Source organism: Bacillus cereus group sp. BfR-BA-01310, assembly GCF_022664325.1.
Lineage (GTDB): Bacteria > Bacillota > Bacilli > Bacillales > Bacillaceae_G > Bacillus_A > Bacillus_A paramycoides.
In genome coordinates, this window is record NZ_JAKUHD010000028.1 from 1 (window position 1) to 22,566 (window position 22,566).

The following is a 22,566-nucleotide window of genomic DNA, read 5'->3' on the forward strand; positions in this document are numbered from 1 at the left end:
TAATGGAGTGGCTAGTGGGATTCCGCTGAATAAGACTCCCATTGCAAGTCCTACAGGGAGGGCTTTTCGCATACCTTTTTTAGATTTTTTATTCATAATATTCTTCCTCACATTCTACTTGTATTTGTTCCTTTTTTTCCGAATGATTCATTTAAAATTAATTATTAATACGTTCATCTTAGTTTAGATACCTTTCAAATTTCTTGCATAAGTGTTACAAAAGTCTTTCATGAAATTATATAAAATGATGACCTCTGGTAACTTTTTCAATATCAAACACTATTTATTTCCTTTATTAACTAATAAATAGGAGACTTTCCTATTACCACCAAGCTAAGAATTGGAAGTAATTGTTTATTTCTCTCCATTCTCCATACTATCTTCTTTCCTACAATCAATTTGATATCGTTCATCGTATATCGTTAGAAAGCCCTACAAAATACAAAGATCCAAGTACAGAAAAAGAGCACATATTATTGCTAGCGCGAGGTAGAGAATGAAATGATTTTGTTATTCATCTCGGCCGGGCTCTCCAAAACCAACGAAAGACTTTTGTAACATTTATGAAAGACTTTAGTAAGATATTTAAGGTAAGATAAGCTTATCGCTAATGTATATGCAAGACACCCTATATTTTATTTTTCTAATGCAAGGTATGTTAGAAAAATAAAATTGATCAAAGAAGCTTCCCCAAAGCTTCTTTGAAATAAACAAAACCCACAAAAAACATTCTTGTTCTCTGTGGGTTTTGTTTATTTATTTTTTGTAATAAATACGGTACGTGAAATTATTATAATTCTGCTGAAATAGCCCCCATAGACCATAAATCTATGAGAGCTGCCTAAGGGTATTTAGAATTTCGACTTGTTTCTATTGTAGCAAGCTTTCACCAAATAACAAAAACATAATGATCCAAAACCAAATAATTAAACTAAATGCACTCTTGAATCCTCCCCAGAGAGAAAATGTTTCCTCTTGCATTATAATCCTCCTTTCCTACTTGGCTTTTGGTTCTCCAAACCATTCATACATTGCCTGTCGGCTTAAAATCCATTCCTTACGCTTCCCTTCAGGATGCAAAAAGTACTTCACTAAACCTTCTTGTAACATGCGTTCTAAATCATTTATTTGCTTCTCGTTCATTAGAGAGGGGCTATATTTATTCTTAATTGTCTCACGAGGAATCCCCCAATAAAAAGCTGCTTCAGATGGTGTCATGTATTTATCAATTTCTTTCATGGGAATTCTCCTTTGTTTGTGCTTTTCCTTTTATGTTACAATAAATAAAGAAGGAAATGGACTAGATTTCCTTCTACTTCAATCACTCATTAACTAAGCCCTTTGTTTGCTGTTAAGCAAATGAAGGGTTTTTATTTTGCTTGTTTATATTTACTATCTATGACAGCCAAACGGATCAACTTCAGCTTAATATCCTTACTAAGAGAAAGCCATTCAGATGTACCAATTTTCATATCCTTTTCCTCCCCATTCCCTTTTTATACTTCAAGAAATTAACCCCTTAAAACATTTGTATTTTACACTAATTTAACAACTAGAGAATCCTCATCATATTCATGAATATGTAAATCATAGCGCATTTCTGTTGCATCTAGTACTTTACAAAACCTCTGATAGTAAGCCGGATTACTTACTTCCATGCCAATTTCTCCATTCTTGAACAGATACTCTAAATCATCAATGATTTCTTTTACTGTATTCTCCAATATTCTCACTCCTTACCTTTATAAAATAACCTTGTAAGGTTATTTTATAACAAAAAAATGAACCTTACAAGGTTAATTGTTTTGTTTTCAGATGTTTTATAAAAAATTCTTTATAACATCCCTAACTCAATTTAAACTGCTTATTTCCGCTTACAACGCATCCTTTGTTATTTAGGTCTTATGTCATTATCTTTTAAATAAACATTGGTTATATCGAAATCTGAGAAGTCGTTTTTTTGATGAGAGTATGATTTTTTAAGTTAATTCCTAAAAATAACAAAAGAGCCGGATTTTTATCACAGCTCATGTATTAATTGGTTCTGTATGTGTATATGTTGGATATTAAGAACAACCAAAAAACTTATTTCCTGTTTTATTTGAATTCCAAAAGTCAGCTACTCTACCTATTGATATAGAAAGAAAATGAGTTGTAAACTCACTTTCTTTCTTTTTTTGTTTGAAATCGATAACCTTTACCCCACTTGGACTAACATTATAAGTTATTGTTACAACATGATTAGGTGGATTGTGAGCGTTAGTATACGTTCTATATTTAGCTACTACAATAAAGGTGAAGGTATATTTTTGAGAACGCTCAATTTTTATAATTTTTGCATCCGTTAAACTATACTGGTGTTCTGGTCCAAGTTTACTTCGGATAGTCTCACTTGCGTAAGGAGCTAATAAAGTATTATAAGAATCATAAAAATCTTTATTAGATATATTTTCTGCCTTTCCTTCTATTGGAGATGTAAATAAAATCATCATTATAACTCCACAAAATGTCATTAACAGTTTCCGTTTAAACATATAATTGACTCCAAACTTACTGCATAATATGGATTAGAGTGCGTAATTAATAGCGGATTATTCATTTGCAGTATTTTTAACAGAGCCTAAATAAAAAGAAAAAGAGCCGGATTTTCATCACAGCTCATGTATTAATTGGTTCTGTATGTGTACATGCGGGATATTGAGAACAGCCAAAAAACTTATGCCCTGTTTGATTTGAATTTCTAACGACTAAATGATTTTTACATGCTGGGCATTTCCGCTCTTCAGGTTTTATCCCTTGATATACATCTTCAGCCGAATACTCCGGATTGATTTTATTAATCAATTTTTGAAGTTCTACACGATCTATGGGTTTTACATTGCATGCCTCCGCTAATTCTTTCGCTTGCCTTGTATATACGCTGTTCGTTACAACCCAGCCCTCATGTGCTTTGTAATAAGCTTGCGCTGCATATATTTCTTGTACAGCACTTATACCAACTCTATTTTTCATTCCATATCGTTTCGCCTGGATCACAATACGATTTTTCCCCTTTAATACGAGATCTGCGCCAAAATCATTTGACTGCTTTGTGACTATTGGAGAATAACCAAGTTCTCGAAAGAGAGCCTTCAGATACACTTCAAATTGATGTCCGTCCATTTTGTCTATATAACGAATACCGGACTTAGCCATTCGCTTTAATATTCTTCGCTCCTGGATCTTCCGGTACATGAATTTACAAATAGGAGTCACCATACATGCCCATCAACCTAACCGAACAGGTTACCCCCAAAACGATAAAAATGAGCTTCATTGCTATAAAAGACTCTAATTTTTCGTTTTGGGGGCATTAAAAAATTTTAACTTGATGGTGATGTGGTGGGACCCTATGCCCATCAAGCTAAGAATTTAGGACTACCCCCAAACGATAATTCTGTACAAATTGCTCAATTTTATCGTTTGGGGGTAGTTTATTTGTGTTAAGTTGATGGCGATGTATGGTGATCCCATATATATATAAAGCTAGTAAAATACGAAAAAATAATGCAAACGATTGCAATAAATGATAATATGTAAACGTATACATATGTGTTTGTAATTACAAATATAGAATGAAATCCTTTGCCTTTATTCAAGTTTTTATTATTGGTAGTCTTAATTTTTAGAAAAGGAGAGAGCGTATGAAAAAATATTTAAAAGGCTGTAGTATTGCCATGTTATCTGTTCTTATATTGTTTGCTTTTTCAATTTTTCCAAGCCAGAGTTATGCAGCTGTAAACGGGCAATCAATGAACGGAAATTACAAAGGATATATTATGGCACCGCTAAAGAAAATACCGGATATGATGACATGGGAGACGTTTGAAAATGATTTACGCTGGGCAAAACAAAACGGTTTCTCTGCCATTACTGTTGATTTTTGGTGGGGAGATATGGAGAAGAATGGAGATCAACAATTTGATTTTTCTTATGCGCAGCGCTTTGCACAATCTGTAAGAAATGCTGGTATGAAAATGATTCCGATTATTTCAACGCATCAATGCGGCGGTAATGTTGGAGATGATTGCAATGTAACACTTCCTTCTTGGATATGGAATCAAAAATCAGATGATAGTTTGTATTTTAAATCGGAAACAGGAACGATTAATAAAGAAACATTAAATCCGCTAGCTTCAGATGTAATTCGAAAGCAGTACGGAGAACTATATAATGCTTTTGCAGAGGCGATGTCGTCGTATAAAGATGTCATTTCGAAGATTTATTTATCGGGCGGTCCAGCTGGAGAAACACGTTATCCATCTTATACGTCAGCCGATGGATCAGGTTACCCGTCTAGAGGGAAGTTTCAAGCTTATACGGAATTTGCGAAAGGGCAATTTCGTTCTTGGGCATTACAAAAATATGGATCTTTAGCAGGAATAAACAAAGCTTGGGAGACAAACTTAACTTCTATGTCACAAGTACTTCCTCCATCTGATGGAAATCAATTTTTGACAGCCGGCTATCAAACAAAGTATGGTGAAGATTTCTTAAAGTGGTATGAAGGTGTGTTAGAAGAGCATACAAAATTGATAGGTGAATTAGCTCATTCTGCATTTGATAATACGTTCCACGTACCAATTGGAGCAAAAGTTGCCGGTGTTCATTGGCAATACAACAATCCAAATCTTCCGCACAGCGCTGAAAAGCCAGCGGGATATAATGATTATAGTAGTTTGTTAGACGCTTTTAAGAGTGCAAAATTAGATTTAACATTTACCTGCTTAGAAATGTCAGATAAGGGAACATATCCAGAATATTCAATGCCAAAAACACTTGTACAACAAGTAGCTAAGCTTGCGAATGAAAAAGGAATTGTCCTAAATGGCGAAAATGCGTTAAGCATAGGAAGCGACAATGAATATAAGAAAGCAGCTGAAATGGCTTTTAATTATAACTTTGCGGGATTCACACTGCTTCGTTATCAAGATGTTATGTACAATAATACATTGATGGCGCAGTTCAAAGATACTTTAGGAGTTACTCCTACTTCGCAAACAATCGTTGTAAAAAATGCACCAACAACTACCGGAGATACAGTGTATATTGCTGGAGATCGTGCCGAATTAGGGCAATGGGATACAACGCTATATCCTATTAAGTTATCGTACAACTCTACTTATGGGGATTGGAGAGGCACAGTTTACTTACCAGCTGAGCGAAATGTTCAATTCAAAGCGTTTATTAAGCGCCAAGATGGAACGATTAAAGCATGGCAGCCAAATCAGCAATATTGGACGTCAATTCCGGCGACTTCTACTGTGTATACAGATTTGTGGTAGTTTCATTGCTTAAAAGAAGCTTTTAATTTTTGTTGAAGTAAACAATGACAAAGAGCAAACGGTTCTGGTGCAAAAAGGTAGAAGACTCTTGCAAGTAATCTCATAAACTTGGACATACTGAAACTAGCAATTTAAAAAAGGGCGTGATCAGTATGGAAAATCAAAATATATTTAAGTGGAAGCATTACCAACCAGGTATTATTTTGTTAACAGGGGTCACCATATCATTCCGGGAAAATTGTACGTTTAGACACAATCCGGACACAAAATAACCAGTTCCCTGTACGTTAAGGAACTGGTTATTTTTTATCACTTTGTTATAGGATTTTTTTCACGTAATGCTCTTAAATGATTGGATTTTTTTCAATTTAAGTAAGTTGTGTTGAAAAAAGTATTAGACTGAAAAAGTGTTTTCTGTATCTGAAAGCACTTTTTGCTAACATAAAATCTAAAATCGAAAAACCTTGAAAATCCCCCTCTGTACTCCTGAGGGGGATTTTCATTCATATAATCAGTATTATTAGAAGTGCAGATATGTTATTTTTTATCGGTTGTTTTACAGTTCTATTTGGTGAGTTAATCCCTTGATATACATATATATACTTAAAAGTGACAACATAACACCTACGGCGAAAGTCATAGGATTGTCTTCTTTTTCCTTGTCAAAAGTGAAGAAGGTTACTACACAAAAAATAATTGTGATAATGGGAATGATTACGAATGAGTGACCGAATATAAATGCAAATCCCCCCATAAACATTCCTATTAGTCCATATGGATTTTGAGTTGGTATTTTATCTATAAGCTCTTTCTCATAATCAGATATGCCTTCATAATCATCATCTTTCCATCTGTTCTTTAGTTTATTGAGAAAACCGATTATTTTTTTGAAAAACTTCATGGTTTACACTCCCAGAGATCATATGGACGCCACGGTTTAATAAGTTTTCATAATCTTATTTTAACAGTGGGTACATCTACTTTTTTCAATTATATCATTTTTTTATGCTGAGTTTTGTTATTCCAACTGTTGTGCAATGGCATAAATCACTGGAATATTAACTGAATTATTAGTTTATCGACAAAGTTGCGTATCTGAATTCATTTTTTGTATTTGTTCAAGAGCGCAATCAAGAAATTCCTGAAGTCGCCAGGTTTCTTTTGGGGTGAGGCGTCTGATTCTAAAGTATTTTGTTTATTTATACTTCCATATGCCTCCTATGTTATATGCGATTATCATGCCAAGAGTTTAACGGAAAGTGCTCATCTTCATAATATGCTTCAAATTCATAACCTTTTGCTTTTAAACCTTTTATTATTGCGGGTATTGCTGCGACAGATTGTCGATGAATATCATGTAATAAAATAACTTCTTTAGGATTTTTTGCACCTGTAATTACATTTTCAGCAATTTTTGCTGCTGCAGTATCTAATGGCATTTTATTATATTCCCAGTCTGAAGAATCTATCGTCCAATCCCAAACTTTTAAACCAGCTTCTACAATCTTATTACGAAGTGCTTCATTTAATGTACCCATAGAACCATATGGAGGACGTGTTAGTTTTGGAGATTTACCAATAATATTCGCTATTAATCCCTGGTCTTCTTTCATTTCATTGACATACTGGCCATTTGTATATAACTTTTTGTAATCGTGTGTCATACTATGCATACCTACATAGTGTCCTTCTGCTTTCTCTCGTTTTACTAAATCAGGATACTGCTGTACATTTGCACCAATTAAGAAAAAAGTTGCTTTCACATCATTTTGTTTTAATATATTTAACAATTCAGCTGTATATTTTCCTGGCCCATCATCAAATGTAAGATAAGCAATTTTCCTCACTTGACCATTAAATTGAACTGGTGCAGCCTTATTCATCTCCACTTTCGACTGTTCACCTGCAAGTTGTACTGCATTTACTTGATTGGCTACTGCTCTAACTGGTGAAGTAATTGATTGAAACATAAAATACCCAATTGCGATTGCAATAATAGCCACTATTGTGACCATAACGCGTTTTACATTAAATACATTTCCCATTCTATGAAATTCCCTTCTTTAATAGCATTTCTCTATAATACTTCTATTCGTATTTACATATATTCAATTTTTCCCGTCCCTACAAATGAGTATGAATAAACTATCTAGACAGTAATTCACCTAAGATATATAAAATTAACAGTATAGGAATCCCGGTAACTAATAGGAATGGCAGTAAAATGACAAATGATTCCCACTTTAATAAATCTTCATTACCTGTAAATAATATAGGTAGTAAAACCATTAAAAATAATAAATAAAATACTATAAATTTCTTCAATAATATTCTCCTCATCCATACCCTGTTTAAGATAAAAAAGGACCCAGAAAAATAAAAATATCTGCTATCTATAAACTATTTCAAACATAATAGTTACCCAAGATCTTGATTTACTTTTTACTTTCAGAAGTACCGGCAGCAAATTGGAAAAAACACGCTAAAAATAAACTGTAAGTATAATTCGTATAAAAAAGAATGTTGAAGTTAATCTGAAACATAGGTATTCTCACTAATATCATGCTATTTAGAAAGAATTATGATATTTCAAAACTAAATCAAAAATAGTATGGTTAGCTGTTGGTTTAACTTAAGCTAACCATACTATTTTTGAGTGATGTTTAGTTTTTCGAGAACCCGAGTAAATCTATTGAATCATTTGGTGTAAATAATTCCTTCGAATAATTAAAAAATAAATGAACTGTACAAATATAAAACTTGTGAATATCAGAATGGAGTTTCCTGTAATAGGTAAATAGACTTCTGCTTTGCGCTGTACTAAATATTGTAATGCCATAAAGGCTACACTACTATGAATAATTGCAACGATAATAGGAATAAAACATAATATGCTAAGTTGCTGTGTCACAATTCTTTTTAATTCTTTTTGAGTTAATCCTAATTTAGAAAGCATTTCATATTGTTTTTTGTCCCGCTCTAAATCAGTAAATAGACGGAAATATAAAAAGCTTATTGCAAATACAAAAAATACAATCCCCACTAGCACACTGATAGTAGATAATATTGCATTTACTTGTTTTCCTTCGATCCATTTTAAATATAATGAATCCAAACTGTAAAACACTTTTCCTTTTTGGATATCAGAAGAGATTATTTTAGTGATTTTTTTAGAAATTTCTTCTGTATCCGTCCAATTTTGAATTAAAAAACCATATGTCGTATACCTATCTGGTGTATTTCCTCGTAATAGTGGTGCACTGTTTAGTTTTTCGTAAACCGAATCATCAACAACAACTATAACCCCAAAAGTCGGTCTTATGCCGTTAGTTAACAATATTTTCGAATTAGAAAGCTGAATATGCATATCTCCTTCTTTTAGTATGGAGGCTTCTTTTTTTAATTCATCCTGAGTTTGTTGTTTCATTCTACTTTTAGATGGAAGAATCAAACTATCTTGTTCATTCTTTAAAGTTTCTGTAGGATACCCCAGCATTTTCGCTGTTGCATTATAATCAGTAAGCTTTATAACCTCTAGCATATTATGTGTTGCAATAGTGGTATAAGACGCTAATTCATATGAAAATCCAGCAGTATTTAATTGCTTTTCTATCTCAGAAACATGAGATTTTTCTAAAACATTTCCTTTATATGAGGTATAAGTAAATGCATAAGGACTTTGAGCTAATTCTAATTCTCTGCTACCTATAGCAAGACAAACACCAATAGATGTAAAAGTAACTGTTGATAGAATTGTGACTATAAATAGTGTTTTTGCATTATCTGATATTCGATACAATAATTCTGATATGGTTAACAGATTCGTCTTCTTAAAAAATATGTGCTCACGCTTTTGTAATGCTTTAATCAGATAAAAACTAAGCTGCGTAAATAAAAAGTAGGTTCCTAATACACTAAAAAATACACATGCTAACATAGCATAAATATAGTGATTTCCTGTTTTCAACGCAGTATCTAGATAAAATGCTGCTGCATAGCCAATACTAATAAACAAAATTGCGAATATGGCTAACCATTTAGATACTTTTGGTTCTGGCTTCGGTTTTTCTTCTGATTTCATCAACTCAATTACCTGAGTTAGTTTAATTATTCTTGTAGTAAAGAATGAAACCAATAAAAATAACAACAAGAATGACATACTTGTCACAAGAATTGCCTTTGTTGGAAAGTAAAATGGCAATCCTCCTTTTAAAACAAATATAGATGCACTTACTAATAAGATTAACTTCCCAAAAATAAGCCCAATTCCAATTCCTACAATAATAGAACTACTCCCAATTAACATGTTTTCAATGAAAATTAACTGTCTTAATTGGAAATTCGTCATGCCATGAAGTGTTAAGATACCAAATTCTCGTTTTCTCGTCTTCAAGAATGTGCCAACAGAATATAAAATAAAGAAAAAAGAAAAAACTATAATTAAATATTGAGCAATTTTAAATCCCTGTGTACCCAAAGCACTCATAGATTCACTTGTTGCTCCAAGCTTTCCACTAAATTGGGGATGAAATGCAAGTAACTCAAAAGTGAAAAAAATCATTACAGTAAAAATACTGCTCAGAAAATATCCTAGGTATAATCGCTTATTACGAATGACATTATTCCATGCCAATTGACGAAAACTCATTCTAGTTTCCTCCTAATAGAGACACTTCGTCCATAATTTTTTTATAAAAAATTATGCGATTATCTTCACATTCAATCTCATTATAAAGCATTCCATCTTTAATAAATATTACTCGGTCACAGTAACTGGCAGCCATTGGATCATGTGTTACTAACACCATAGTTGCTTGGTGCTCCTTATTTAATTTTACTAATAATTGCATTACATCATTTGCAGCTTTTGAATCCAAATTCCCTGTCGGTTCATCTGCAAGAACTAATTGTGGGGAATGGATTAATGCACGAGCAATTGCTGTTCGTTGTGCTTGCCCCCCCGAAATTTCATATATACGTTTATTTAAAATCTCTTTAATACCTAGTGTCCTTGATATATTTTCTACATGTTTATTCATTTCTTTTAGATTTACATTATCTAATGTAAGTGGAAGAACAATATTTTCTTTCACTGTTAATATATTTAGAAGGTTAAATGATTGAAAAATAAATCCCAATTCACGACGTCGAAATAGTGCCAATTCATCAGTAGGCAACCGATGAGGGGTTTTTTCATTAATTAATACTTCTCCTGAAGTCGGAGCATCAATAGTGGAAATCATATTGAGTAGAGTTGTTTTTCCACTTCCTGATGGCCCCATAATCCCTACAAACTCGCCCTTATTTATTGTTAAATTAATATTTGTAAGTGCTTCATATGATACCTTCCCAGTATAAGTTTTATTTAATTCACGAATCTTTAATATTTCCATCTAGTAAGTCTCCTTTATCTTTGACCTTTTCAAAATAAGTGTAATGCACATACTTTCTTTTTCATATTGAATAACCTTTCATTTACCTGACAGCTTTGTAATGTTTCTGAAAATAAGTAATATAAAGAACAATAGATATCTCCTATGCGATTCTATAGTTAAATAATTAGAGTTTTGATACAAGTCTCCATTGTATTTGTACAGAAAATTGTATATTTCTGTACACGATAATATTGAACAAAGGGGGAGAAAAAGATGAAGGTTGGATATGTTCGCGTATCTACAATTGATCAAAATTTAGATTTACAAATTGATGCTTTGAAATCTTATGGATGCGATAAAATATTTCAAGATAAATTGAGTGGAGTTAAAGATAAAAGACCAGGTTTAGAGGAAGCTCTTCAATATGTACGCCCTGGCGATACCTTAGTAGTTTGGCGATTAGATCGCTTAGGTCGTACTATGTGCCATCTTATTCAGATTGTTAATGAATTAAACCTAAAAATGCATATAAAGTCCGTTTCTCCCTTTACATGCGTTTTTATAACAAATACGACTTGTTATATTGATAAGTACATCAAAATTCTATACAACCAAATCTGAAGAGTCGTTTTTTAGTTAAACTGATTTTTTTCATGTATTCTTTAAACAAATAAAAAAATAAAAAAAGAGCTGGATTTTCATCACAGCTCATGTATTGATTGGTTCTGTATGTGTACATGTAGGATATTGAGAACAACCAAAAAACTTATTTCCTGTTTTATTTGAATTACGAACCACTAAATCATATTTACATGTTGGACATTTCCGTTCTGCAGGTTTTACACCTTGATACACGTCTTCAGCCGAATATTCGGGATTAATTTTATTAATCAATTTCTGAAGTTCTACACGATCTATTAGTTTTACATTACAAGCTTCCGCTAATTCTTTTGCTTGTCTTGTATATGGGGTAGCATCAGGAAAATGCGGATTTACAACGCTAAGCCAATTTTCATACAGTATCATCTCATTTCTGTAATTTGCTACTTTTGGAGATAAATTGGATAATTTTAAAAGTTTCTTTGCACTAAAAAAAGTTGCTAAATATAAGCAACTTTTTTTATCTATTTGTTATCGTTTTTACTTTTGACGAATATCAATCCACCAACGATCTTCCGCATTCATATTTTCAGTGCCACTAAACCCACTATAATGAAAAGCATCAAGGAAGATTGAATCCAGTTTATCCTCATCTACAAAGTAACCTAAGTTAACCTTCATCGTTTGTCCTGGTTGGATACGGCCAATATTGTAAAAGCTTTTTCCGTTTCCGTGAGGTTCTAAATAATCAACTTCGTGCGTCATAATACTTTTTTCGGCAATTCCATCTTTTTCAGCATAGTTCCATGCATTATTTTTAGATGTAAGCATTTGTATGCGTGGATGCATATAGATTTCTTTTGTCGCCTGTTTATCAATGTTTTTTACTGTTGTTGTCAGGTAGACAAATTTGAGATTAACGGACTTTGACTCTACTAATTCGTCAATTGAATCTTTACCATTTCCAACTTTATATACATCTCGTTTGTACGGTAGCAATTTTTTCGTCTGATCTAAAGCCTTATTCTCGCTTAGTATTTCTAGTCCCAATTCATTAAAGTTCTCTTGTTTAAAATCTTTGATTGAATCAAAGACTTCCACTTTTTCGATAACATATTCAAGTTTGCTGTTACTCTCAATGTTATCTATGGTTACTGGAACCGTTTGACCTACGCTAAATAGTTGTTTGCTATTTTTTTTCAAAGGAATAACGCTATGTTTTGTTGGTTCTTTCGCTTTGCTAAAACGATCTTCATCATAATCTGATATAAATGATGCCTTTTCCTTTGATGTGGGCTCAAGTGAAATGTTCGCTAAGACATCCATCATTTGTTCTTCATTTACATCGGCTCCAATAAAACTTTCTAACATAATCCCCTCTTTCTCAAAAAGCAGAAAGACCTGTCTGTTAAACGGTAATTTTTTGCCTCCGGTGTCTCTATGGACAATCACTGCTTTCTTGCCATTTATCTCTTTTTCTTCGTAGTTGTTTGCGTACAACGTTTGAAAATCTGAATTTTTTCCTAATCTGCAAAGAAAGAATGAAAATCCACCCTTTGCGTAGTTATCTTTAAATGAATATTTCATAGCAGTGTCATCAATTGCTTCCATATTTTCTGGTAATTTGCCGACTTTTAACTTATACCAACTTTCACTCTCTTTCGAGGCCTTATTTGTTACGGAAACATTTACTTCATAATTTCGTTTTTGGACAATCATATCATAGACTTTTACTGCACCAAAAACGGTTGTCGGCATGCCAATCAATAAGCAGGCAGCAGCGATTAAAATACGATTCTTTTTACGCTTGGCCTGTGGTTGTCCACCTTTCATCTTAATTTCCTCCATAAACAACTTCTTTTTGCGTGTGTATGTATCTGAAAATTCATGTTGTTCATCCAGTTTATCAAAATCGTCTAAAGCGATTTTTTCAGCAAGGTCATACATTTCTTTGGAGTTCTTGGAATTCGTCATTTTGCATACCTCCTATCATATTTTGTACTCGTTTTCGAGCGCGTTCAAATTGCTTGCGGACATTGACCTCAGTTATCCCCATTAGATTTGAAATTTCCTGATAAGTTAAGTTATAGAAGATTTTGTACTTAAAAACCTGTCTGTTAGACTCATTTAACTCTTTTAGCAATGTATCAATTTGAGCTTCAGACATGAAACGCTGTTCCCACTCTTCAATATTTTCATCTGCTACTTCTGGCGATTCTCTTTGATATTCCTCTAAGAATATTTCATGTCGTTTATTTTTCCGGTAGCTATCAATCGCTTTGTTTTTCGCAATTCTCAAAATGTAACGTTTAAGCTCTTGAATGTTCAAGTTACGGAGATTTTCTAGATTCTTGTAAAGAGTAATAAACGTCTCTTGAACTGCATCTTCAGCCTGCTGAATATTATTTAAAATAGAATAAGCTACATAATAAATTTTTTGTTCATACAACTCGTATAGCTCTTCCATCTTTTCATAATCTTTGTTTGTAACTTTCATGTAACCCCTCCTCTCATTCTATATAACGAATGGGCGGCTATATTTTGTGACACTTCCTCCAGCTATTAGAAATCCAATTGTATCCTACATAAGTAATAAAAATATCTTTATCATGAATTTCTATTTTTTCATAGTGGTGTTAGTGACACTGTAATTATTCAGTTAATTAGTTCAATTATGTATCGATAGGGTGTACTCTATTGAGAAGATTACAAGTTATTGATTTTAAAGGATTTAGAGTTTCTCAAATACACTTATCAAAATTGAAGCATGGTATTTAATTCCAGAGTGGCCCTTGAAACCTATAATCGTTTCCGTACCCCTATTACACAGAATTGCCCCTAGCTGTTGCTAGGGCTTTTTCTATATATCTTTATTTACATGAGAAACGTAGGTACGTTATAATAATTTCTTATTACATGCAAAGGGGTGCAAAAAATGAATAAAACCGAATTAACAAAAATGGTAGCAGAAAAAGCAGAACTTACACAAAAAGATGCAGCTGCAGCAACACAAGCTGTATTAGATGCTATAACAAATGCGCTTGCAAATGAAGAGAAAGTACAGATTCTTGGTTTTGGTACATTTGAAGTGCGTGAAAGATCTGCACGTACAGGACGTAATCCACAAACAGGTGAAGCAATGCAAATCGCTGCATCTAAAGTCCCTGCTTTTAAAGCCGGAAAAGAATTAAAAGTAGCAGTAAAATAATTATACATAGTGAAAAAGGATCTGATATGAATATCAGATCCTTTTTTTTAGTAGGGGTCTCGCCACATCACTATCAATCAAACAAAATAAAATACCTCTTAAAATGAAAAAATGCGCTTTCTTTCTGTTTCCTTATAGGAAAGGATGGCGTTTTTTTTACACTTGGGGGTAAAGCAAATTCTTAAGTTGATGGGCATGGTCTCACCATACCATTTCGGGAAAATTGTACGTTTAGACACAAATCGGACACATCTTAAGTGTTTTCTGTACGTTAAGAGACATCTGTCCAGAAAATCTTATGTTTATGAACAGATGATAAAACTCAATAATAGAATATTAATATTCAATTTTTATATAAAAAAAATAAGATCCGAAGAGCTTATTTTAATAATAATATCAACGCAATTATCAATGATATTATAGAAGATACAATCATAAATAATACAGCTCAGTCATGAGTTATCGCCCTGTAACTGTCATTCCTGCTGTGTAAATTGTATCAATAGAACCATCTGCGCTTACAACTTCAACTTTGTATCGGTATGTGCCATTTTCATAAACATCATCGCCATATCCTGTGAAAGTTGAAATTTCATCATATGAGCCAGCTGGAACCCACTGATTGTTCCATTTGAAATTAGTTTCAAATTCTCCCCAGCTATCTCCGTTTTTCTTTTCGATGCTGACATTGTAATGAATTTCTTCAGCTCGGTCATTCGTGATTCTTGCAATTAAGCTATTACCAAAAGTAACTTGTGTAGAATGTATTTTAACCGTAACATCGTTTACTGTTTCGCCAGGACCACAGATATAATGACAGCCATCCCATTCCTCAGCTTGTGCCTTTGGTGTATCTAAATTCATAACCGTTAAACCGCCTAAAGCTAACGCACCAGTCAACGCAATTGTAGCTAATTTTTTCATGATAATTCCTCCTATTAACCGTTATAAGTGAATGTTTTTGTTTTTACGTATTCATTGCCAGCATAAAAAGGTTTCTATGACTCATTTCTATCACCCTTCAGCTTATATAATTCGACAAATGGTGATAATTTCCTGCAAATAAAATAAATAAGCACTCCCGCAGGAATGCTTATTCAAATTCAATTTCTGTTTTATTGTCTGATGTGAAGTATCTTATGGTTGTTTTGCCGTATTCTTGCAAGCCACTCTGCGCAACGGCGTCTTTTAACTTTATTCTCGTTCTGTATCCGAAATTTTCCCGTAGGCCTTCGTCTGCATTTGACAATGCTGTTTTGTCAACGAAAACATATAGGGTTCCCGCCACATCGCTATCAAGTTAATAAAAAGAAATGCCCCCTAAAATGAAAAAATACGCTATTCTTTCTGTAGAATCATAGGAAAGGATGGCGTTTTTTATGTCTGTTTCTGTGTCTGATGAATTACAACTATTTGCTCAAGAGATTCAAAGTTTTTTATCTCCAAATACCTTACGGAATCTTGCTAGAGATGTTGGTTTTGTACAACGAACCAGTAAGTACCAAGCAAAAGATTTAATAGCTTTATGTGTATGGGTGAGCCAAAATGTAGCTATGAGGGATACCTGTTGGTTTGGAATAAAGTTTAATCAGAAATATCCCCCAAACCCTTATTTTAAGTTAAACGATAAGAACCCGTTTTGAAAAAAAGATTGATCAAAACGGGTTAAGCTTTTGTGAAATACTATGCAATTTTTATAATAAAGTTTGATTATTTTCTACCGATGATCTTAAACAATCGCGCCCGTTTGCGGTATTTTAAATTGTTACCCCTTTGCCCTTTTCGGCCAAATAAAATTGCTTATGGCCATCAAAAAATCGATACCTAACACAAGTGTCCATACTTTTAGAAATCCAGCCAACACTTCTGTTCGAGAAGAATCGTTAATTAAATAGATTAAGATGGATAAAATTCCGGCACCTATTAGAAAAGCAAGCACATGTTGTCCCCAGCTTTTAAAGTAGTATTTCGCGTAATCGATGCCAAATCTTTTAACTGGTTTTGATCCTTGTTTCATCACATAATATTGAAAGCGTATATCAGCCCATTCAATCATACTCCTACCGAATGCGATTGAGATTCCAATATAAACAGCAGCAATTGCATGCACTTGGGTAGCAATTGCACCACGATACAAGTCGACACCCGTAGCAACTAATAAAATTAAATCAATAACAGGTGTTAAAGCTAGGAAAAACAATCCTAATTTATTTTTTTTAAGGATATATCGTGTGAATAGACCTAATGTGATAACAACCCAAAACCCTATTTCACATGCAACGATTAACCACGCAATTACTTGTTTCCCCTTAATAGTACAACAAAATGGCCCGTTCGTATAACCTTATATTACTTTTACCATAGGAAACCCCTTCAGATAAAGCATATCCAAAGGGGCAAAACGGTACGACTTTATTTCAAACCCACAATACCGCCAGCATTTCGGCAAAAACCCACGCTAAGAGCATGCAAGATTTTATACAGTTTTTCGGCTAATCCAGTAACAAACGAGAACCCTAAAACCCATGCCAATATAGGAATGTATAAAAAGGTGAATAGCATTATAGAAAATAAAAAAGGGGATTCCTTCTGAGAGTAAGGATTCCCCTTTTCTTTGCTACCAATAATGATACGTTATGTTAACCGAGCATGTATAGGATATACATTTTACTTTTATATCTTTAAATATGCTAAAATGGAATAAAAAGGATGGTAAAATATGACACAGTTATGGAGATCTTTTGGTTATGCAGTTCCCCTGTTTTTAATTGCAACTATTATTATATGTACAATTGCAATTGTATTAGTAAAAAGGAAGGGGAATAAAACAGTTGTACATAAAAACACAATCATTATGAACATAATTTTTTCTCTCTCGATAATTGCCATTTTACTGATTACTGTGATACCAAGACATACAGGGATAGAACAAATAAGAGTAGTAAACTTAATCCCCTTTATTGGGATGTATAAATTAATGACCAATTATGTTGATATTATGGTTCCTATCAAAAATATATTGTTTAACATAATTCTATTTATACCATTCGGCTTCACCTTATTATGGAAAAATCACACAAAACTTTCTATTTATCAAGTAACAATGATAGGCTTTTTATTTTCTCTACTAATCGAATTTATCCAATATATCTTTCCATCAGGACGTTCATCAGATATAGACGATATAATATTGAACACCTTTGGAACATTATTAGGATGTTTATTCTGGAACTTGATTTATAAATTATTTCCAAAGTTTTTAAAAACATCTAATGAGAATACTAATATACAAAATAACTTCCAATAACGGAATTTATGTAAACACAATTACTCTAATCTTTTAGATAAGAGTAATTGTGTTTTTTAAAACATAAAAAATCAGGAAATTATTTACATTGTAAGCGTTTTCTTTTATAATAATAATGGGTTGGATGGCACGAGTGGCTATCAGGGTATCTGGCGTAGGTGGGGCCGATACTATGGACAGGTTAGAAATATTGTTTTTTACTATTATGAAATTCTATATATATTATAAAAAAGAGTGGAAAAGGAACTGACTCATAAGATTATGAGTCAGTTCCTTTTCTGTTTTGCTACCGATAATGTGGGATTATGGTAACTAGGTATGTATTGTTTTTGTAAGCGGATGGTATAATTTAGAAAAAATACGTTAATCAAAGTTAGGGGGGAAGTCATGGGAAGAGAAGTATTATTTGATAATGAAAGTGTAATTTTAAAGTTAAATGGAGTAACAGGTTTCTTTGCTTTAAAATTAAAATTAAAAATTCCTTATAATACTATTAAGAATGTATATGTTGATTATTTTGAAGCTCCACAATGGATGCTCCGTATGCCTGGAACTTCAATTTCTGCACTTAACATTTTTGAAGGTAGTTTTAAATATGCTGATGAATGGTACTTTCTTTCTTATGAAAATAGAGTACCACTCGTAATGATTGAATTAGAAGGACATGAAAAATATAAATATGTTTATTTTGAAATCAATGACCCTACTAAAGTAGCTTCAGATATTAGAAAGCATATAAGGGATTTGTAATTAAATTTTTTGTGTCTAGAAGAGTATTGCTTGTGCTGATGTAATTTATTTAAACAAGCTAGATCAACCTTAGCTTGTTTTTTTGTTCATAGGTATTATAACCTTTTTATTAATAGTGTTTTGAATGTATACTTTAATAGTCTTTTTGAGGGGAATGGGTAAATTGCTATAAATTCAATAAAACCAAGGGTTTGAAAGTAAACTAATGGGTAAAAGTTTACATTCGATTTTTTGATCATTTATAGTTTGTTTTATAATAAATTCCTCAATATAGATATATCTGTAATATATGGTTTTCATATAGAAAATCAATAATAAACATAATATTATAAAAATTAAGATGATTTCTGTCATTTGTTTTTCCCTGATGCTAAAGATAAGATCATACTCTCCGATCTTATCTTTTTCATTTGTAGATTCGTAATACAAAAAAGAGAATCCTTATAACAAGACAAGGATTCTGCAACAGGAAATAACAAAATATAAATAATAAAAAGAATTACTTATATTATAGTTTATATAGTAATAATATGATATTGAGAAATATTTACATAAGTCCAGTATGTATTACATAGCAAGTGTAGAGATTGCTTGTTTGTAGATTAGTTGTTGTTTACCATGAATCATCATTAGGACGGTAAATTTATCTGTTGCAAGGATCTGCCCACGCACTGGAACGCCATTCTTTAAAAATACAGTAACTTCCCCTTTTTTCTCTTTCAATTGTTCATACATATCTTCTTGTAAATTAAACATGAAATGTGCCCCCTGGTTTGTTTGGATTTATTTTTCTTCTAATACCTGTTGCTTTTCACTGTTGGATATTTGTGATTCCCATTCACTTTCTATTTTTCTAAACCATCTTCCTATTTTGCTTAGATAATATTTTTTTACTTCACCATAAGGAATCCAAATTTCACGTTCCTGTATTTGATTCATCACTTCATGAAGAATCTCATCATGTTCATACTTTTTAGGTTTCCTATGATGTGTTTTTACAAACTGTGTATATTCTCTACGTAACCAATTAGAAATATGTTCTTTTTGTTTTTGCTTGAGATGTGACCATTTTTTATTTGTTTGAAGGATTTTCCCATTTACTTTTATGTGGTTTTTCATCGACACTCATCTCCTTTTACTAGCAAAACGAATATATTACTATCGTAACACATTTAAATTGAAATACGGCTCTAGGTACATACTGTATAAAGACAATAAAGTTATTTAACTTTAATACCTAAAACAAGCATAACCCCATACTAAATTTAGGACGGGGTTAAAATATAGTTATTTAATTTTCGATATAAGATACTTCACTGTACTCAAAAATATAACAATAAAGTCGTTTGGAAATCTAAGGTTTATTCAACAATAGCGCGCGATTCTGGAAAATTTAAAAAACGTTTATTTTTCTTTTAACATTGAATACTTTTGATAAGTTTTATAGAAGCTGATACCAACGAAAACAAGCATAAGGGCTGGAAGCAACCTCAAAAGGACAAATGGAGTTTCAAATAATAATGCTTTCCAAAACAATGCACCTTTCATACTCCAAAGACCTTCAGTTAAATATACACCTGAATTCTTGTAAAGCATATGAAAATAAGGCAATAACAGTATACCAATACCAGATGAATAACCCATCAATCTTTTATAATAATTGCTCTTTGATTGGCGATCCGAGAAGATTTCATTTTGATCATCATCTTCTTTTTGCCAATATCGAGTTCCACTAAGCCAGGGCCCCTTTATATAGTTCCAACCGAAATCTTCATATATCCCTCTGTAATCTTTAAACTTTTTCTTTGACAAATAATCTTGATAATCCAGTCGCATCACATATCTCTTGTCGGTTTTTTCGAAAGTGTATATTCCTAATCCACTAATATTTGTACAACGATAGCCTTTTTGTAATTGCTCATTCAGCCATTGCTCCTCTTTTTCGATATCAAAAAATATCTTAGCTTTCTTCATTCGATTCACTTCCTTCGTACAGGGATAAAATATGTAATAGCCTATTTTGCTCCATTTTCAAAATGGCACTTCCTTCCGCAGTTATCATATAAACTTTTCTCCGACCTGACTCTCCAACAGATTCAATCCAACCATGCTTATTCAAGTTTTCAATCGCACCGTATAATGTACCAGCTGCTAAAATAACAGTACCGTTACTTATCTTTTCTATCTTCTGCATTACGGCATAGCCATGGAGTGGCTCACGCATAGCTAATAAAATATAATGCATGGTTTCAGACAACGGTAATAATTTATGTTTCATATCCTCACCCTTTATTCAGTTCGACTATATAGTTCAACTTAATAATAACGTAATACAGTTCAACTGAATAGTCAACAACATTTTCGAAATTAGTCAAAGGAACTTAAAATAAATAGCTTGATAACAAGGGGGAAATCAAGCTAAAAAGTCACTTTCCTTACGTAAGGGAAAGCGACTTTTTGTGTAGTCTTATTCAATTAAATGGCTCAATTGTTGAATAACATGACCAGCATTTTTTAAATAACTTTATTATGTTTTAAACGAATTTATTGTAAATTAAACAACTTTATTATCTCTGGACAAAATTAATTATTATTTCCCGACATGTATAGTGACCCCTTATAGCAAAAATACTTCAAAAGATGTCATTAATTATTTATCACTTCAAAAGTGTGTTTTCAAACCTTTTGAAGTGATAAATACAGTAGGGTTTACGGTGCTAAAAAAGGTGTACCTTTTGGAACACAAAATAATCAATATAATTAGATGTTTCTGGGAATGGTTAATGGTATTATTAATTGTATATACTTGAATAAGCATATTAATGGATAAGAAAAGGATTTTATTATTCTCTTAGGGGTACCGCCACATGCCCATCAACCTAACAGAACAAGTTGCCCACAAAACGATAAAAATGAACTTCGGTGCCATAAAAAACACAAAATTTCCGTTTAAGGAGTACTTTAAAATCTTAGATTGATGGGTATGGGGCGGGACTCATCAATCTAAGTGTGTAAGGATGAAAAAGTTATTTAAAAATCAAGTTGTACTATTAAAATCGAATTTTTTGAAAAATAATAAAGTTGTTTAATTTGAGAGCCGAATAAATAAAACCCTTTTGTAAAATACAAATTATATCCGTACCATATTTAAACTTAATCTATATTACAATTTTAGAAAGAAATGCTTTAAACTCTGCTTCTTCTTCTACAAAGGGAAAGTGATTACTCTTTTCAAATGTTGTCATTGTAGCATTGGGCATTAAGTTAGCAGCTTCTACAGCATATTCATGTGGACATTGTGCATCATATAATCCTGAATAGATATAAGCTAATGTTTGTACATCTTTTAATTGCGGGCGTAAATCATATGTAGGTAGCTCCTCATAAGAAAAATAATCCAGACGTTTTGAAACGGTTTTTCCACTGTTTGGTCTATTCATCATTTCGTCATAAGCTTTTTCATTATATAAAGACATCATTAACCATTCTTTACTAGCAGCACGTCTTTCTTCAAGTGTTGAGGATGGGTTATGTAATACTTTGAATATCTCCTTTAATCGTGCATTATTGGGATTTTTAGCACAATAAATACTACCTTTATGACGTGCATAATTTGAAGATGCACATAATCCTCCCGCAATAATTTCAATTAAGCTTTCAGGATATAAAATAGTATATTTTAAGGCGAGCATTCCTCCCGTAGAATGTCCTGCAAATGACCATTTTTCAATACGTAATGCTTTCCGAATGGCTTCTAAATCTTCAACAGAATCTGCCATACTAAACTCGAATTCCGAAATATCATGAGTCGAATTGCCACAACCTCTTAAATTAATCAAGTACACTGTATATCGCTCAACGAATAATGAGGCGAATAAATTTCCTTTTTCGTTATACTCGCTATATAGATGCGTTATACAAATTGGTTTCCCTTTCCCTTTTTTAAAATATTCAAAGATCCCTCGTTCAGTTTCAATGCTCTGTTTCTCCCACATATTTATT

General features: G+C 32.5%; 21 protein-coding genes and 6 pseudogenes. 7 read left to right on the forward strand and 20 right to left on the reverse strand.

The genetic code is table 11. The features are described 5' to 3' along the window. Nucleotides 1–996: 996 nt before the first annotated feature. The 4 genes and pseudogenes from MR109_RS26185 to MR109_RS26200 form a co-directional block, all read right to left on the reverse strand. Nucleotides 997–1,239 (reverse strand): helix-turn-helix domain-containing protein, encoded by a 243-nt coding sequence (locus tag MR109_RS26185; protein WP_097885155.1) that lies wholly within the window; start codon nucleotides 1,237–1,239, stop codon nucleotides 997–999. A gap of 296 nt (nucleotides 1,240–1,535) precedes the next feature. Next, nucleotides 1,536–1,724: a hypothetical protein gene (locus MR109_RS26190; protein WP_242274428.1), complete on the reverse strand. Its 189-nt coding sequence runs from the start codon at nucleotides 1,722–1,724 to the stop codon at nucleotides 1,536–1,538. A 444-nt stretch (nucleotides 1,725–2,168) separates the two neighbouring features. After that, nucleotides 2,169–2,534, reverse strand: a pseudogene (locus MR109_RS26195) (DUF3888 domain-containing protein); the annotation flags it as partial. A gap of 124 nt (nucleotides 2,535–2,658) precedes the next feature. Further along, entirely contained in the window at nucleotides 2,659–3,258 is a 600-nt protein-coding gene (locus MR109_RS26200; RefSeq protein WP_242274429.1) for a restriction endonuclease, read from the reverse strand. A 458-nt stretch (nucleotides 3,259–3,716) separates the two neighbouring features. Here MR109_RS26200 and MR109_RS26205 point away from each other — a divergent pair, with 458 nt between their 5' ends. Beyond that, nucleotides 3,717–5,324, forward strand: a complete 1,608-nt coding sequence (locus tag MR109_RS26205; RefSeq protein ID WP_374202585.1) for a family 14 glycosylhydrolase — start codon at nucleotides 3,717–3,719, stop codon at nucleotides 5,322–5,324. A 152-nt stretch (nucleotides 5,325–5,476) separates the two neighbouring features. Further along, nucleotides 5,477–5,575 (forward strand): annotated as a pseudogene (locus MR109_RS26210) (IS6 family transposase); the annotation flags it as partial. Nucleotides 5,576–5,880: 305 nt separating this feature from the next. Here the strand turns inward: MR109_RS26210 and MR109_RS26215 are convergent. From MR109_RS26215 to MR109_RS26235, 5 genes are all read right to left on the reverse strand, one after another. Continuing rightward, nucleotides 5,881–6,225, reverse strand: a complete 345-nt coding sequence (locus tag MR109_RS26215) for a cell division protein FtsK (RefSeq protein WP_242274431.1) — start codon at nucleotides 6,223–6,225, stop codon at nucleotides 5,881–5,883. Between the two features lie 322 nt (nucleotides 6,226–6,547). Continuing rightward, complete coding sequence (locus MR109_RS26220) at nucleotides 6,548–7,369, reverse strand: peptidoglycan-N-acetylglucosamine deacetylase (RefSeq protein WP_242274432.1); 822 nt, start codon at nucleotides 7,367–7,369, stop codon at nucleotides 6,548–6,550. 100 nt (nucleotides 7,370–7,469) lie between these two features. Next, on the reverse strand, nucleotides 7,470–7,649 hold the full coding sequence (locus MR109_RS26225; RefSeq protein WP_242274433.1) for a hypothetical protein: 180 nt from the start codon (nucleotides 7,647–7,649) through the stop codon (nucleotides 7,470–7,472). A gap of 364 nt (nucleotides 7,650–8,013) precedes the next feature. Beyond that, a complete protein-coding gene (locus MR109_RS26230) occupies nucleotides 8,014–9,972 on the reverse strand; it encodes an FtsX-like permease family protein (protein ID WP_242274434.1) in 1,959 nt (652 codons plus the stop codon). A 1-nt stretch (nucleotide 9,973) separates the two neighbouring features. Then, the gene (locus tag MR109_RS26235) at nucleotides 9,974–10,717 is read right to left on the reverse strand and encodes an ABC transporter ATP-binding protein (protein WP_242274435.1); all 744 of its coding nucleotides are present in this window, start codon (nucleotides 10,715–10,717) and stop codon (nucleotides 9,974–9,976) included. 255 nt (nucleotides 10,718–10,972) lie between these two features. On the opposite strand from MR109_RS26235, the pseudogene MR109_RS26240 reads away from it, so the two are divergent. After that, nucleotides 10,973–11,215: pseudogene (locus tag MR109_RS26240) on the forward strand (recombinase family protein); the annotation flags it as partial. A gap of 192 nt (nucleotides 11,216–11,407) precedes the next feature. Here the strand turns inward: MR109_RS26240 and MR109_RS26245 are convergent. The 3 genes and pseudogenes from MR109_RS26245 to MR109_RS26255 form a co-directional block, all read right to left on the reverse strand. Next, a pseudogene (locus tag MR109_RS26245) lies at nucleotides 11,408–11,665 on the reverse strand (topoisomerase DNA-binding C4 zinc finger domain-containing protein); the annotation flags it as partial. 174 nt (nucleotides 11,666–11,839) lie between these two features. Continuing rightward, a complete protein-coding gene (locus MR109_RS26250; RefSeq protein WP_242274436.1) occupies nucleotides 11,840–13,273 on the reverse strand; it encodes an anti-sigma factor in 1,434 nt (477 codons plus the stop codon). Continuing rightward, on the reverse strand, nucleotides 13,239–13,796 hold the full coding sequence (locus tag MR109_RS26255) for an RNA polymerase sigma factor (protein WP_242274437.1): 558 nt from the start codon (nucleotides 13,794–13,796) through the stop codon (nucleotides 13,239–13,241). Before MR109_RS26255 ends, MR109_RS26250 begins: the two co-directional genes overlap by 35 nt. Before the next feature lie 438 nt (nucleotides 13,797–14,234). On the opposite strand from MR109_RS26255, the gene MR109_RS26260 reads away from it, so the two are divergent. After that, a complete protein-coding gene (locus tag MR109_RS26260) occupies nucleotides 14,235–14,507 on the forward strand; it encodes an HU family DNA-binding protein (RefSeq protein WP_002151048.1) in 273 nt (90 codons plus the stop codon). Nucleotides 14,508–14,966: 459 nt separating this feature from the next. Here MR109_RS26260 and MR109_RS26265 read toward each other — a convergent pair whose 3' ends face one another. Together MR109_RS26265 and MR109_RS26270 are read right to left on the reverse strand one after the other, a co-directional pair. Next, nucleotides 14,967–15,431, reverse strand: coding sequence for a hypothetical protein (locus MR109_RS26265; protein ID WP_002192535.1), 465 nt, complete (start codon nucleotides 15,429–15,431; stop codon nucleotides 14,967–14,969). Between the two features lie 169 nt (nucleotides 15,432–15,600). Then, a pseudogene (locus tag MR109_RS26270) lies at nucleotides 15,601–15,783 on the reverse strand (hypothetical protein); the annotation flags it as partial. A 103-nt stretch (nucleotides 15,784–15,886) separates the two neighbouring features. On the opposite strand from MR109_RS26270, the pseudogene MR109_RS26275 reads away from it, so the two are divergent. Next, nucleotides 15,887–16,060: pseudogene (locus MR109_RS26275) on the forward strand (IS4 family transposase); the annotation flags it as partial. A 212-nt stretch (nucleotides 16,061–16,272) separates the two neighbouring features. On the opposite strand, the gene MR109_RS26280 reads toward MR109_RS26275, so the two are convergent. Next, a complete protein-coding gene (locus MR109_RS26280; protein WP_242274453.1) occupies nucleotides 16,273–16,821 on the reverse strand; it encodes a hypothetical protein in 549 nt (182 codons plus the stop codon). 405 nt (nucleotides 16,822–17,226) lie between these two features. Between MR109_RS26280 and MR109_RS26285 the strand changes: the two genes are divergently transcribed. Next, nucleotides 17,227–17,814: a VanZ family protein gene (locus tag MR109_RS26285; protein ID WP_242274438.1), complete on the forward strand. Its 588-nt coding sequence runs from the start codon at nucleotides 17,227–17,229 to the stop codon at nucleotides 17,812–17,814. 387 nt (nucleotides 17,815–18,201) lie between these two features. Continuing rightward, nucleotides 18,202–18,564, forward strand: a complete 363-nt coding sequence (locus tag MR109_RS26290) for a hypothetical protein (RefSeq protein WP_242274439.1) — start codon at nucleotides 18,202–18,204, stop codon at nucleotides 18,562–18,564. Nucleotides 18,565–19,131: 567 nt separating this feature from the next. Here the strand turns inward: MR109_RS26290 and hfq are convergent. From hfq to MR109_RS26315, 5 genes are all read right to left on the reverse strand, one after another. Next, entirely contained in the window at nucleotides 19,132–19,320 is a 189-nt protein-coding gene (gene hfq, locus MR109_RS26295) for an RNA chaperone Hfq (RefSeq protein WP_048375849.1), read from the reverse strand. Nucleotides 19,321–19,347: 27 nt separating this feature from the next. Next, complete coding sequence (locus MR109_RS26300) at nucleotides 19,348–19,683, reverse strand: hypothetical protein (RefSeq protein WP_000788509.1); 336 nt, start codon at nucleotides 19,681–19,683, stop codon at nucleotides 19,348–19,350. A 285-nt stretch (nucleotides 19,684–19,968) separates the two neighbouring features. After that, the gene (locus MR109_RS26305) at nucleotides 19,969–20,538 is read right to left on the reverse strand and encodes a DUF2812 domain-containing protein (RefSeq protein ID WP_048375848.1); all 570 of its coding nucleotides are present in this window, start codon (nucleotides 20,536–20,538) and stop codon (nucleotides 19,969–19,971) included. After that, entirely contained in the window at nucleotides 20,525–20,842 is a 318-nt protein-coding gene (locus MR109_RS26310) for a PadR family transcriptional regulator (RefSeq protein WP_000681020.1), read from the reverse strand. The genes MR109_RS26305 and MR109_RS26310 overlap by 14 nt, the downstream gene beginning before the upstream one ends. Before the next feature lie 880 nt (nucleotides 20,843–21,722). Next, nucleotides 21,723–22,559, reverse strand: a complete 837-nt coding sequence (locus MR109_RS26315; RefSeq protein ID WP_242274440.1) for an alpha/beta fold hydrolase — start codon at nucleotides 22,557–22,559, stop codon at nucleotides 21,723–21,725. Nucleotides 22,560–22,566: the final 7 nt, after the last annotated feature.